The sequence below is a fragment of the Bacillus haimaensis genome, assembly GCF_048270625.1.
GTDB lineage: Bacteria > Bacillota > Bacilli > Bacillales > Bacillaceae_I > Sutcliffiella_A > Sutcliffiella_A haimaensis.
The window spans coordinates 389,438-402,465 of sequence record NZ_CP158164.1; the positions used below are offsets into that span (position 1 = coordinate 389,438).

The 13,028-nt window shown below is 41.4% G+C and carries 16 protein-coding genes; 10 read left to right on the forward strand and 6 right to left on the reverse strand.

Annotated elements, in window-relative coordinates; translation table 11 throughout:
- The first annotated feature begins 223 nt into the window (after positions 1 to 223).
- Positions 224 to 607: a hotdog fold thioesterase gene (locus ABN702_RS01715; protein ID WP_417899146.1), complete on the forward strand. Its 384-nt coding sequence runs from the start codon at positions 224 to 226 to the stop codon at positions 605 to 607.
- A gap of 50 nt (positions 608 to 657) precedes the next feature.
- Here the strand turns inward: ABN702_RS01715 and ABN702_RS01720 are convergent, their stop codons facing one another.
- Both ABN702_RS01720 and ABN702_RS01725 read right to left on the reverse strand, forming a co-directional pair.
- On the reverse strand, positions 658 to 1,350 hold the full coding sequence (locus tag ABN702_RS01720) for a DNA alkylation repair protein (RefSeq protein ID WP_417900788.1): 693 nt from the start codon (positions 1,348 to 1,350) through the stop codon (positions 658 to 660).
- Between the two features lie 106 nt (positions 1,351 to 1,456).
- Positions 1,457 to 2,653 carry an MFS transporter gene (locus ABN702_RS01725; protein ID WP_417899147.1) on the reverse strand — a complete coding sequence of 399 codons (1,197 nt, stop codon included), beginning with the start codon at positions 2,651 to 2,653 and terminating at the stop codon, positions 1,457 to 1,459.
- A 223-nt stretch (positions 2,654 to 2,876) separates the two neighbouring features.
- On the opposite strand from ABN702_RS01725, the gene kapD reads away from it, so the two are divergent.
- Complete coding sequence (kapD, locus tag ABN702_RS01730) at positions 2,877 to 3,500, forward strand: 3'-5' exonuclease KapD (RefSeq protein ID WP_417899148.1); 624 nt, start codon at positions 2,877 to 2,879, stop codon at positions 3,498 to 3,500.
- Between the two features lie 51 nt (positions 3,501 to 3,551).
- Here the strand turns inward: kapD and ABN702_RS01735 are convergent, their stop codons facing one another.
- Positions 3,552 to 3,935 carry a kinase-associated lipoprotein B gene (locus ABN702_RS01735; protein ID WP_417899149.1) on the reverse strand — a complete coding sequence of 128 codons (384 nt, stop codon included), beginning with the start codon at positions 3,933 to 3,935 and terminating at the stop codon, positions 3,552 to 3,554.
- Between the two features lie 92 nt (positions 3,936 to 4,027).
- Here ABN702_RS01735 and ABN702_RS01740 point away from each other — a divergent pair, with 92 nt between their 5' ends.
- From ABN702_RS01740 to ABN702_RS01755, 4 genes are all read left to right on the forward strand, one after another.
- The gene (locus ABN702_RS01740; RefSeq protein WP_417899150.1) at positions 4,028 to 4,714 is read left to right on the forward strand and encodes a peptidylprolyl isomerase; all 687 of its coding nucleotides are present in this window, start codon (positions 4,028 to 4,030) and stop codon (positions 4,712 to 4,714) included.
- An 82-nt stretch (positions 4,715 to 4,796) separates the two neighbouring features.
- Positions 4,797 to 5,003 carry a hypothetical protein gene (locus ABN702_RS01745; RefSeq protein ID WP_417899151.1) on the forward strand — a complete coding sequence of 69 codons (207 nt, stop codon included), beginning with the start codon at positions 4,797 to 4,799 and terminating at the stop codon, positions 5,001 to 5,003.
- Positions 5,004 to 5,615: 612 nt separating this feature from the next.
- A complete protein-coding gene (locus ABN702_RS01750) occupies positions 5,616 to 6,194 on the forward strand; it encodes a superoxide dismutase family protein (protein WP_417899152.1) in 579 nt (192 codons plus the stop codon).
- A gap of 201 nt (positions 6,195 to 6,395) precedes the next feature.
- Entirely contained in the window at positions 6,396 to 7,001 is a 606-nt protein-coding gene (locus ABN702_RS01755; RefSeq protein WP_417899153.1) for a histidine phosphatase family protein, read from the forward strand.
- Positions 7,002 to 7,048: 47 nt separating this feature from the next.
- Here ABN702_RS01755 and ABN702_RS01760 read toward each other — a convergent pair whose 3' ends face one another.
- Positions 7,049 to 8,218, reverse strand: coding sequence for a MalY/PatB family protein (locus ABN702_RS01760; protein WP_417899154.1), 1,170 nt, complete (start codon positions 8,216 to 8,218; stop codon positions 7,049 to 7,051).
- 208 nt (positions 8,219 to 8,426) lie between these two features.
- Between ABN702_RS01760 and ABN702_RS01765 the strand changes: the two genes are divergently transcribed.
- Positions 8,427 to 8,687 (forward strand): DUF1871 family protein, encoded by a 261-nt coding sequence (locus tag ABN702_RS01765; RefSeq protein ID WP_417899155.1) that lies wholly within the window; start codon positions 8,427 to 8,429, stop codon positions 8,685 to 8,687.
- Positions 8,688 to 8,722: 35 nt separating this feature from the next.
- On the opposite strand, the gene ABN702_RS01770 is transcribed toward ABN702_RS01765, so the two are convergent.
- The gene (locus ABN702_RS01770; RefSeq protein WP_417899156.1) at positions 8,723 to 9,562 is read right to left on the reverse strand and encodes an alpha/beta fold hydrolase; all 840 of its coding nucleotides are present in this window, start codon (positions 9,560 to 9,562) and stop codon (positions 8,723 to 8,725) included.
- Between the two features lie 164 nt (positions 9,563 to 9,726).
- Between ABN702_RS01770 and ABN702_RS01775 the strand changes: the two genes are divergently transcribed.
- Together ABN702_RS01775 and ABN702_RS01780 are read left to right on the forward strand one after the other, a co-directional pair.
- Positions 9,727 to 10,227 (forward strand): Lrp/AsnC family transcriptional regulator, encoded by a 501-nt coding sequence (locus ABN702_RS01775; RefSeq protein ID WP_417899157.1) that lies wholly within the window; start codon positions 9,727 to 9,729, stop codon positions 10,225 to 10,227.
- Positions 10,224 to 11,384, forward strand: a complete 1,161-nt coding sequence (locus ABN702_RS01780; RefSeq protein ID WP_417899158.1) for an aminotransferase — start codon at positions 10,224 to 10,226, stop codon at positions 11,382 to 11,384. Before ABN702_RS01775 ends, ABN702_RS01780 begins: the two co-directional genes overlap by 4 nt.
- 121 nt (positions 11,385 to 11,505) lie before the next feature.
- On the opposite strand, the gene ABN702_RS01785 is transcribed toward ABN702_RS01780, so the two are convergent.
- Positions 11,506 to 11,868, reverse strand: a complete 363-nt coding sequence (locus ABN702_RS01785; RefSeq protein WP_417899159.1) for a helix-turn-helix domain-containing protein — start codon at positions 11,866 to 11,868, stop codon at positions 11,506 to 11,508.
- A 295-nt stretch (positions 11,869 to 12,163) separates the two neighbouring features.
- Here ABN702_RS01785 and yugI point away from each other — a divergent pair, with 295 nt between their 5' ends.
- A complete protein-coding gene (yugI, locus tag ABN702_RS01790) occupies positions 12,164 to 12,574 on the forward strand; it encodes a S1 domain-containing post-transcriptional regulator GSP13 (RefSeq protein WP_204420091.1) in 411 nt (136 codons plus the stop codon).
- Positions 12,575 to 13,028 lie beyond the last annotated feature (454 nt).

Consider the following 13,028-nt stretch of genomic DNA (forward strand, 5'->3'; position numbering starts at 1 on the left):
TAATTATCAATTATCTTTTAATCATTATATGCGATAACAAAGTGCCGCTCAACTCACAGGTTTGATATTTAGCAAATAGCCGAATTTTTTATGATTCGGTTTTTGGAGGTTGGACAATATGTGGGTTTGGCCTGCTCTACTCCCAATTTTTCTATTCTTTTCTGTATACTTCCTTGCTGCAGTAGTATTATTGAGAGATAGGAAATGATAGGAGGAGAAAAAAGTGGAGCTAACCAATACATTAATTGAGGCACTTGGGATGGAAATCATTGAATTATCAGAAGAACGGGCTGTCGCAACCATGCCGGTGGATAAGCGCACGCATCAGCCATTTGGATTGCTGCATGGGGGTGCATCCGTAGCACTGGCAGAGACAGTGGCAAGTATCGGAACCTTTCATCTGATTGACAAGGAGACGGAAATTTGTGTTGGTCTGGAGATTAATGCAAATCATTTAAAAGGGAAAAGGGATGGAATGGTGACCGCCATTGGTACTGTCCTGCACCGTGGGAAAACGACAATGGTATGGGATATCAAAATTGTCGATGAGAACGAAGCGCTTATCTGTGTTTCCCGCTGTACGATGGCGATCCTGAAAAAAAGATAAAGTAAAATGAGGAAGAGGCGCTTACAACACGCCACTTCCTCATTTTTTATCTATCTTAGGTTAAGTGTTTGGACATGTTTCATGCCTTCCCGCTGGCTGAGCGGTGCCAATTCATTATTTTTAATGAATGTAATTACAGCATCAGGGGAGGTTTTGCTATATTCCCTCAGAGCCCATCCAATCGCTTTTTGAATAAAAAATTCCTTTGAATCTTTTCTTTGATTGATTAGTTGGAAAAGCTTTTCTTCATCTGTTTTTTGCTTGTACTTCAGTTGAAATAGAATGGCAGAGCGTTGAAGCCAAAAGTAGTCGTCCTGTATCCAGCGATCAGGATAATCGGCTATGGCATTTTTGTCTTTTAAAAGGATCGCACCCAGGTGTTTCGGTGCAATATGGTCAATGGTATCCCACCAGGAATTTGTGATAATCAATTTTTCCAGAAAAGGCAGGAATTCTGCATCCAGTTTCTTTATGTGCAGGTCAATCATGGCAAGTGCTGCATAATGAAACTCACGTTCAGGCTGACTGTATAAAAAGGTGACGAGCTGCTCGAGCCACTCAAGAGGCGGCTTTCCGTTTTCAAGTAGAAATCTACGTAGAATATCTTTTCTTTCCGGTGTTCTAATACCTAGGAACGGAAAATGATTGCGCATGTATTTTTCCATCGGTTCCTTGTTCTCGCCATTTGCATGTGTGTGGAATGCATGCAGAATCCTTGTTTCGTAGTCTTGAAGAGTCAACATCATTTGCCCCCTTATAACTAATATATTAAACAAAATCATACAGGAACAAGGAAGAGAATGGAAGAAGGAATAAAAAAAGGCCTCAGCAGAGGAACTGCTGCGACGCTCAATTGGATGATTCCACTGTTTTTTCTGCTCTTTCCGGGTGGGTGATCCCGTATAGCAGAATGATTCCCGAGCAAAGGAAAATGAAGCTCGTTACATAAAATACCGTCGAGATGCTATAAAAGCTTGAAATCAATCCGCCCATTGCAGGCCCGATGACATTCCCAAGAAATCGGAAGCTTACATTGTACCCGAGTACTTCCCCTTGCATGGAAAGGGGAGCGGCAGATCGAATGTATGCGGTCATACACGGAATCAGTCCGCCAACCACCATTCCGAAAAAAAATCTGAACAATACTAATTGCCATAATGATGTAGACAGGGCCTGGGGAATAAAAAGCAGGGAGCTTAGGAACATCAATAGTACAATAACTTTCTCGTACCCTATTTTATCTCCGAGCTTTCCCCAGTTCCGAGATGCCAGCAGGTTGCCAAAACCTGTAGCAGAGAAGGCAAATCCAGCAAGCAAAGCAAGGTTGGCCGCTCCAGTCAATTCGCCTACATAGAGTGTCAATAATGGTTGAATACTGAAGTTTGCCGCTTGTATCAGTAAGGAGAGAAGCATGATTTTTAGCAGCATCGGTTTTTGGACAATATAGGCCAAAACTTCTTTTCGTGTATAGTTCTTTTCTTTATTGTTTTTGGGTTGCTTTTTCTTTTCTTTAATGCCAAATGCTACGAGTAAAACTGCAAAATAAATGACAGCTGCGGTAATGAAAAAAGTATAAGTGAAGCCAAAGGAATCGGCCAGCATCCCTCCAAGCAAAGGACCCAATAATCCTCCGGAAACAGTACCTGTCTGCAATGTACCGAGTGTTCTCCCAGCGATTTCTTTTGACGTCTGGGAGGATATCAAGGCCATGGATGTTGGAATGAAGCCGGTAACCAACCCCATGAACATACGCAAGATAAAAAGCCCATGAACACTATCGACAAAGCTCATCAATAGAATACTAGTCGCAATCCCGGAACCAGTTAAGATCAAAATAGGCTTGTAGCCATACTTATCCCCAATTCTTCCCCAAATCGGTGAAACGAAGAAAGCTGTCAGGAATGTGATTCCAAAAATAAATCCGGACCAGCGCTGAACATAGGAATCAGAGTAATTCCCGAACGTTTCAATGAATAAAGATAGAAAAGGGAGAACCATTGTAGCACTCGCAGCAACGAAAAAGTTCGCAAACCACATGATGAACATGTTCCGTCCTGACGTTGAAATATTACTCACCTTCTTTGGTTATTTCGGATATTAAATATTTCGTATAACTAAATAATAGCGCATTGATGTAAAAAATCAACCTAAAAGCCGGTAAACAAGCATATTTTTTTGAAAATTGTATTAATTATCGTACTTAAAACCTATATTCCCATGATATAATAAAGTAATAAAATTCTGAAAATTAAGAGAAGGGAGGGTAAAGATGAGTCTTCCTCCATTATTTTTGTTCATTGATTTTGAGTTCACCATGCCTGAAAACAGGCATTACCCCAAGAATTTCTTTCCTGAAATCATTGAAGCCGGTATTGTGGCGGTAGAGAACGAACAGATTATCCAGCAGTTCTCCACATATATCCAGCCGAAAGCATTTCCGACCTTAACTGACCGTTGCCGATCCTTTTTAAACATCAGCCAGAAAAAAGTGGATGAAGGAATAAGTTTTTTTGAGTTGATTGAGGTTCTGAGTTCCTTTAAAGCGCATGAAAGGGGGACCGTCATTACATGGGGAAACATGGATATGAGGGTACTGAAGAATAATTGTGATATTCATGGCATTCAGTTCCCATTGCCATGCAAACAAGTGGACCTTTCCATGGAATATAAAAGGTTCTTTGGAGATCAGAATCAGACAGGACTTTGGAAAGCGGTCCAAGAATATGGAAAAGAGGGTACAGGAAAACATCATCGAGCTCTGGATGACGCACTAACGACCTATAATATATTTCGGTTAGTGGAAAAAGATAAAAGCTACCTGGCAAGGCCAAAGCCGACTACCATCGGAGACCGCATCGACCTATCTAAAATAATGAATAAATATGCCTTATAAAAAGCCAAATCACCTCAAGAGTGATTTGGCTTTCAGTTTTGCATGGAGACATTATGATAGTTTGTATTCCGTTTCAAGGACAGACAGATTCGCCAGGCATTTTTGAGCCCAATCACCCGAGTCGTTTTGGAGAGCCTGTTTTGAGCTTTCGAGGGCAATCTTCAAGGATTCCTTATAATCGATTACTTCTCCACCATAAAGCTTTACCATATTTTTCGGAATGTTTGTTTGTTCATTGTGGGCAAGTGCACGTCTTTCATGAAAAAGAGGTACGTCCACTTCCTTCGGGGCATGAAGATCCCCTTGCTGTGGATGCTTCAGCACAGCTTTCACCTTCACTAAATAGTGCATAGGGCGAACAGCTGTCACCTCGCCTATGTATTTTCCCGTCTTATAGATGCCTGTAACGACAGAACCTACATTAATTTCGTCCATCTTAAGTCCCCCTTTGATTATTAATGGATGATTTTTCTTATTATTTCTAGTAATATCTTCTGTAAAGAATAATAATGGAGTGTGAAAACAACATGAAGAAAATTTGGTCATTTATGATGCTTGCTCTACTACTTATTGTAGCAGGTTGTGGACAAGGTACAAGCAACAACAGCGAATCGGAAGGAACCAGTGGCGAGGAAGCAGCTGCCTATGAGTACGATAAGAAGGACGATAAGGTGGAAATCACAACGTCAAAGGGGAAAATAGTGGTCGAATTATATCCGGATGCGGCACCTAAAGCTGTCGAGAATTTTGTCACGCATGCAGCCAATGGTTACTATGATGGGTTGATCTTTCATCGTGTCATCCAGGACTTCATGATTCAGACAGGTGATCCGGAAGGAACGGGTATGGGTGGAGAGAGCATTTGGGGTGAGCCGTTTGAGGACGAGTTCAGTGAAAATCACCCTCACAGAAAAGGGGCACTTTCCATGGCAAATTCGGGTCCTTCGACAAATGGAAGCCAGTTCTTTATCGTTCAGGCATCCGAGGTTACAGAAGATATGATCGCCCAAATGGAAAGCGCTCAATTTCCTGCCGAGACAATCGAATTGTACAAAGAGCATGGAGGAACGCCTTGGCTGGACAATAAACATACCGTCTTTGGACAAGTAGTGGAAGGTATGGAGGTAGTTGACGCCATTGCTGAAGTACCAGTGGACGGATCGGCAAAGCCGACAGAGGAAATCAAAATCGAGAGCATGAAGCTTATTGATTAAGCCACAAGATGTTTCCCAAAAAAACAGGAGTTTGTTATACTGAGACATGACTGTTCCCAATTAGAAAGGTCGTGTTCCAACCGTGATCATCTCATCACTGATATTACAATTGTTTCTCTATTTTCCTGAGGACAAATCAGAATATATCCCTGCTGCCATCACTTTCACCATTTTCTTAATTGCAGCCATCTTCGTTTTCAGACTGATTATGAAAGTATCCAATAAAGAATCGGAAAAAGCGAAGGAATTAGAGGAACGATTAAAGCGAGAAAAAATTATAAAAGAATAGTTGATAAATTGAGATGGACCCTATGTTTATGGGGGCCATCTCTTTTTTTAGGCTCTTTTCGTGAAGATTTTGCTTTAAGAATAGGACTGGGCTAAAGATAAGATGTCAACATTAAACACCCTGTTGGTCTCCGTTCCAGGCGTTCGCTTTCCGCGGGCTGCCTCGGGAGCCTCCTCGGCGCTTTTGCGCCTGCGGGGTCTCCCTTGACACGCTGCTCCCGCAGGAGTCTCACGCCTTGCAGTCCAACCAACAGGGGTGACTCAAGTAAAAAATTTACCTTACTAAAGGTAAATAAATGGGTTTTGTCTTGGTTGTTATTAAAGCTCTTCATTATAGCAAATAATCTTTTAACCCGTGAGTTGATTGTAGCGGAGGACACTTGACTCCTGCGGGAGAGTAGAGGGCAAGGGAGACCCCACAGGCGAAGCCGAGGAGGCTCCCTTCCGTCCCCGGGGAATCTTGTGTCCGGAGCGGAAATCAACGGGCTATATTTGATGTGTACACTTTATTCTTAATAACAACAATGAATGCGAAAACAGTCTTTTTTTATTTCAGTAAATACTTTTCCTTCGCAACGGAGAAACTTAGGGAAAAGATGTGATGGAGGAAAGTATGCGTAGACTGATATCTTGCTTAAGTGTACTACTGCTATTGGTGTTGAATGGATGTATGGAAGAAAAGATAAATTCACTGGACGTGGAGGTTTTCAATGGGGCCGGTGATAGCCTTGGGGTGGCAAAGATATCCGAGGATAGCAAAGGAGTAACTGTAAAGCTGAACCTTGAAGGGCTCCCACCGGGGGAGCATGGTGTACATATACATGAAGAGGGCTTGTGTGACGCGCCGGATTTTAAGACTGCCGGCAATCATTTTAATCCAGATGACAAGGAACACGGTCTTTTGCATCCCGAAGGCGCACATGTCGGGGATTTGCCAAATATCATTGTAGAGGATGACGGAACGGTGATTGCGGAGTTGATGGCGCCTGCAGCCACATTGAAGGATGGAAAAACGTCTCTTTTCGGGAAAAATGGTACTGCAATCATCATCTCTGAAGAACCGGATGACGGAATGACGCAGCCAACCGGAGAGTCTGGTGCAAGGATTGGATGCGGGGTCATTTCAAAAGAGGTGGCTAAGAAGAAGGAAGTTGTAGAAGAGCCGGTGGATGAAGCGGAAAAGAAAAAGTAACATGATTTCCAAAATGTCCAAAAAAATATTAACAGGCTAGGAAACGGTCCGTTTCCTAGCCTGTTTTTTGTTATCTCGGGACATATTTTGAACGGCGCAATTCTATAATTTTTGTATCATTTAAGAAATATTCGTAATCTTATTGACATAGTTCATAGTTTTGCGATAATTTTAAATTTATAGATAAAGGGGGTTTCATCTTTGGAGATACTACTTATACGACATGGGCAGTCGGAGGCAGACCTCATAAACGTGCATGAAGGCAGAGCTGATTATCCTCTTACAGATATTGGGAGGGAGCAGGCCAGAAGATTGGCTTGCCGCTTGAATGAACATTGCCCGCCGGATATCATTTGGACCAGCACATTAAAAAGGGCATCGGAAACAGCGACCATTCTTGCCGATGAAGTAGGTTGTATGATGATAAAGGAGCCGGGTTTAATGGAATATAATAATGGAGTACTGGCTGGAATGCAAAGGGAAGTTGCTGCCACCAAGTATCCATTGCCGCCTGGTGGAAGAAAACCGCACGAGAAAATTCAAAATGGGGAGTCGGAACTGGAATTTCGGATGAGAACAGAAATTGCCTTTTCGAAAATACTGTCTGAAAGTTATGCGGTTGCAAGAATTGCGATTGTGTCCCATGGGGGGACGATATCCAACCTGTTGAAGTCATTTCTCCAATTGCCTGTGACGGCCAATGTAAGTTTTTATACAGGAGACACGGGTATGCATTTACTTCGGAAAAATGGGGATAAATGTACACTGATTTCTTTAAACAATACAGAGCATCTAATAACCTTATAAAAAATGGGTTGTGCCATTACAGCATAACCCATTTTTAATTGGGCTGATTAAGCAAGCGCCTGTTTCAAACGTGCTAATCCGTCCAGTAATATTTTTTTGGGGCAGGCTACGTTCATTCGGATGAAGCCATCTCCCTCATCGCCGAATTTCTTTCCAAAATCAAGTGCCAGTTTACCTTTTTGAAGCAAGCACTCTTTGAGCTCTTCATCGGTCATTTTAAGCGCACGACAATCAATCCACAGCAGGTACGTTCCCTCCGGTTTTGCTACTCTTAATTCAGGAAGCTCACTTTCAATATATTCGATTGCAATCTCCATATTTGTTTCGATATACGCCAGCACTTCTCTAAGCCATGTATCTCCGTACCGATAGGCAGCTTCCATCGCAATAATTCCAAAGGTATTCAACATGATGGTTCCTTGCTTCATTTGAAACAGGTTGACATGTTCTCTTATTTCCTTGTTCGGAATAATCATGACAGCCGCCTGTAACCCAGCAATATTGAAGGTTTTCGTCGGGGCGATGCATGTAACGCTTATTTGTGCAAACTCTTCTGAGATGGACGCAAATGGAGTATAGGAGTGACCTTTTAGTACATGATCGCCATGGATCTCATCTGCAACCACTTTTATATTATGCCTAACACAAATGTCCCCAAGCTGTTTCAGCTCTTCTTTGGACCATACCGTACCACCAGGATTATGTGGATTACATAAAAGAAGAAGCTTCACATCTTCATCTATCATGCTTTCAAAATGATCCAGATCCATATAATAACGGCCATTCTCAAAGTGGAGCGGGCTTGTGACAAGCTTTCTCTCATTCCATTTGATCATATCAAAGAAAGGATAATAGACTGGGGAGAATAGTATTACTTTATCGTTTTGTTCCGTCAACGATTGGATCGCGGCACTTAGTGCAGGAACAACGCCTGATATATAGGAAAGCCAATCCTTTTCCACGTTCCAATCATGCCGTTTTTTCAACCATGATTGAACGGCCTCACGATTGGATAAAGGAACAGAGGTATATCCATAGATGCCATGCTCCGCTTTTTCTCTTATCGCGGCAGTTACCTCGTTTGGACACTGGAAGTCCATATCTGCCACCCACATAGGAAGCACATCCCCATAACCGAATACATTGGTGGTCTCGTCCCATTTTACACTGGAGGTACCGGTTCTCTTAATGATTTGGTCAAAATTATATGTAGCCATATTCTGTTTTCCCCCTTTGTTTCTTTCATCTTAAAAAATTTATCGAAGCTTGTCCAATACCGATAAAGTAAGGGGAGTAATCGGATTAGCACGTTAAATCGGTAAGCTGAAAATACGCCAATAGCACCCCACTCAACATTTTCCTTTAAAAGAGTTATAATAAAATGACAAGCAAAAAGAAGGCAGAAAGCAAGGTGTGCAAATGGATATGAAACCGAGTATCAATGTTCGTTTAATGGAGAACCTTCTTCAATGGGATCCATTAGGATATGGTGTGGATGCTTACGATACCGAATGTGTGGATGTAGTTCAGGCTGTTCATGAACTTGATGATATAAATAGACTTGCAAAGAAAATACAAGCGATATATGAGTTTTCGTTCGAGGAGAATATTCCGCTATCTCATTGCAGGGAGAAGGCGATGGAGCTTTTACATATAAAAAATGAAGACTCGTCCTGTTCCTTTTAAAAAAAGAAAAGCCAATGGCTTTTCTTTTTTTAGAACTAATAGGAAGTTTGGATAAAATCCAGTATGTTTTGGCGGACATCCTGGGGTTTCTCTTCTGGAAGCAGGTGTCCTGTTTTTTTATAAGTGATGAGGTGTGAATTTGGCAGATCCTTGTGTAATCGTCGTCCAATTTCAAGAGGGACGACTTTATCATCCTCGCCCCAGATCAAGAGGCTTGGTGTTTCAATCTTTTTCAGGATATCCGATGCCAGATCACCCTCACGATCACGGATCATTCGCGTCAGTGCGTGGAAAATCTGATCATCATAAAAAGGCTGCGTGTAACCCTCAATCATTTCATCATCAATTAATGAATGGTCATATACAACATTCAAAAGATTTTTCAGCGGTCCCTGTCTTGCCAGCCAGAATTTCAGATAGAGATAAAAATAGGGAATCTTAGAGGAGTAGACAATTCTTGCAGGCAGTCTTTTTAAGTAGCCGGAACTGCAGAGCAGGACCACTTTTTCAACAAGCTCCGGCTTCTGGTTGCTGACATTCAGTGCTATCTGTCCTCCCATGGAATGTCCGATTAATACGGTTCTCTTGATGCCAAGCTTATCAAGCAATGCAATCACCACTTTGGCAAGGTTTTCATAGGAATAGACAAACTTCTTGGATTTTTCGCTTTTTCCAAATGGGGGAAGGTCTATGGCCATTACGGTGTAATCCTTGGTAAGCAAAGGAATCAATCTACGGAAGCTGAAGGATGACGACAAAAAACCATGAATCATCACAAGTGTCGGTTTTGTTAGTCCACTTGAATCTGAATCATGATGGAATTCGTAAAATACATTGATACCGTTAATGTTTGCTGTAAAGTGATTTGTTCTCATCTTCCAACACTCCATCCAGAATTATATAGGTATTTTAACCTCTTATAAGTTTTTCAAACATGTGTAATTTTGTTAAAAGTTTTTGTAAAATAACAGTAACCCAAGCAGAGGAATAATTTGTTATAATGAGACATCGTTTATCGAAAAGGAGTTGGGCTTGTACTATGCAACTTACAGAAAAAGAATTGGACATACTGCAGATCATCGAAGATAACGGACGAATTGACGTGGGTGTCCTTGCAAAAATGGTAGAACTAACAGAAGAAGAAACAAGAAATATATTGGATCAATTGGAAAACCAACGAATAATCGTAGAGTATGGTGCAATCATTGATTGGAGAAAAGTGGACAATTTTGAAGGGGTAACTGCCATGATCGATGTGAAAGTTACACCTAAACGGGATGTAGGGTTTGATGAAATCGCTAAAAATATTTACCGATTCCCAGAAGTTAAATCTGTGTATCTGATGTCAGGTGCATATGATCTTTCGGTTGTGGTCGAGGGTAGATCGTTATCCCAAGTGGCCAACTTCGTATCTGAAAGGCTAGCGACATTAGATTCGGTCATTTCGACGACTACACACTTTATAATGAAAAAGTATAAACATGATGGGACGATCTTTGATCAAGGAGAAGATGACCGCCGAATCGTGGTGTCACCATGAAAAACCGAGTAGCACATCATGTGAAAAAGCTTCAACCATCAGGAATCCGTCGATTCTTCGATTTGGCTGCGAATATGGAAGGTGTGATTTCCTTGGGAGTGGGGGAACCGGATTTTGTCACCTCCTGGGGAGTGAGGGAAGCGTGTATCACCTCATTGCAGAACGGCTATACTTCCTACACTGCCAATGCAGGTCTACTGGAGCTTCGCAAGGGGATCAGCAAATACCTGGAGCAGCAGTTTGATGTTACATATAGTGCCGACAGTGACATTATCGTAACAGTTGGGGCAAGCCAGGCATTGGATCTCTCGATACGCGCAATTGTAGATCCCGGGGATGAAGTAATTATCATTGAACCAAGCTTTGTATCCTATGCTCCCTTGATCGAGCTTGTGGGCGGTAGAGCAGTCAAGGTCGGAGCAGATGCTAAGAATGGGTTTACGGTGGATATGGAGGATCTTGAGAATGCAATCACTCCTAATACTAAGGCAATTCTTCTTTGTTTCCCAAATAATCCGACAGGTACGATGCTGAGCAAGGAGGAGCTGTTTGAAATAAGTATACTGGTAGAAAAGTATGACCTTCTTGTGCTTTCGGATGAAATCTATGCGGAGCTTTGTTTTGATACCAGCTTCACTAGTTTTCCAACCTTGCCTGGCATGAAGGAAAGAACGATTTTAATTTCAGGATTCTCCAAAGGCTTTGCAATGACGGGTTGGCGTTTGGGGTTTGTTGCAGGACCGACCGATATAGTCGAGGCGATGCTGAAAATCCATCAATATGCCATGATGTGTGCCTCCACCATGGCTCAGTATGGCGCCATTGAAGCCTTGAAAAATGGACGGAAAGATATTGAGGATATGAAAAAAAGCTACCGCAGGAGAAGAAACTATTTTGTCTCATCCTTAAATGAAATCGGCTTGCCTTGCCATGTTCCCGGAGGTGCCTTTTATGCCTTTCCATCTGTAAAGCAGACAGGGTTATCTTCACAGGAGTTTGCGGAAAAGCTATTACTGGAAGAAAAAGTCGCCGTCGTCCCAGGCAATGTGTTCGGAGAGAGCGGCGAAGGTTACATCAGATGTTCCTATGCTTCAAGCATGGAACAACTCCAGGAAGCCATAAAACGAATGGAGCGCTTTGTCAAAAATTATAGATAAAAAAAGAGGGCCAAATCCGTAATGGATTCGGCCCTTAACAAAAGGGGGAATACTAGAAAGCCTTGATATTCTTATGATTCCCACTTTAAAAATAAAATAAACATATTTTTTAAATATTTTATTAATTTATTTTATACTTTTTTTCAAAAAGCATTTGCATCACATTTAGGAAGTCCTCGTCGGAATACTCTTTTGCTTTTCGGAGAATCAACTTTGCGCGTTTTACGCCTATTTCCTCAATTAATTGTTGCAGTTCATGGTCTAATCCATGTGAATTTATAGGTGAAACAGATTCCAGTAGTTCAGAAGCAGGAACATCAAGGACAGTAGATATTTTTAAAATTGTTTGCATATCCGGGATCTGTTGGCCACTTTCATATTTCTCAATCGTTGCAGTTCCAACTCTTAGCTTTAAAGAAAGTTCACTTTGTGTCAGTTTTGCGCGCTCACGGTATTGTCGAATATTCTCACCAACATTCTTCATTTCCATCGCCCCTTTTTCCTATTTCTCACTTTATCATATCATTTATTGCTTGTTTAAAATTTGTACATTTTTTGATTTTTTCTATTTAAGTAACTTGAAAGTTCCACCTTTATATATACGTGCTAAAAGGACAAATATATTTCATTCGATTAAGGATATATAATATGAAAACCACGAATAATAAAGGCACAGATCAATCTTATGAAAAAGTATCTTTTGATAAAAAGTAGAATGTGTGGTATAATTTTTTATTGCGTTCAATGTGTATAAAAATATAATATTTAGGAGTGTTTTCATGTCTAATAAATTTGAATTAGGTACGGTTTTAACAGGTAAAGTAACAGGTATCCAGCCTTATGGAGCGTTCGTAGCGCTTGACGAAGAAACTCAAGGTCTTGTTCATATTTCCGAAATTACACACGGTTATGTGAAAGATGTAAACGAACATTTAAAAATGGGCGATGAGGTTCAAGTGAAAGTTCTTTCTGTTGACGAGAAGTCCGGAAAAATCAGCTTGTCCATCAAAGCTACTCAAGAAGCACCTGCAGAAGCTCCTCAAGCTTCAGCACCAAGAAAGCCTAAAAAGCGTCAAGCTACTGTAGTGAAACAACACACAGAAACAGCTCCAGGCGGCTTCAACACTTTAAAAGATAAATTAGAAGAGTGGATTGAGCAATCCAACCGCGAAGATCTAATCAAGAAATAATATACGAACGAACAAAGGCACCTGCTGTTGTAGGTGTTTTTTTTATGCTTTTTTCGTAAAAGTGCCTCTATATTTGCCTTTATATTTTGATACATATGAAACACCCCTATTGGTTTCCGCTCCAGGGGTTCGCTTATCCATGGCGGCCTCGGAAGCCTCCTCGACGCTAAAGCGTCTGCGGGGTCTCCCTTGACACGCTGCTCCCGCAGGAGTCTCACCCCTTGCGCTCCAACCAATAGGGGGAGAGTACAATCAATTTTGTTATTTTTAAAAAAATAAGAGAAAAATTCCTTTGGACAAAACATTTTAATGTATTCATCGATTCCTTTTTGATTTTCATGGACACTAGCTGTTGATTGGAGCAATAGGCGAAGACTCCAGCACCGCCCCTTGGGTCGCTGCGCCTAGTGCGGAAATCAACAGCGGCGTTTAACAGAGCAATAATATTAAAAAC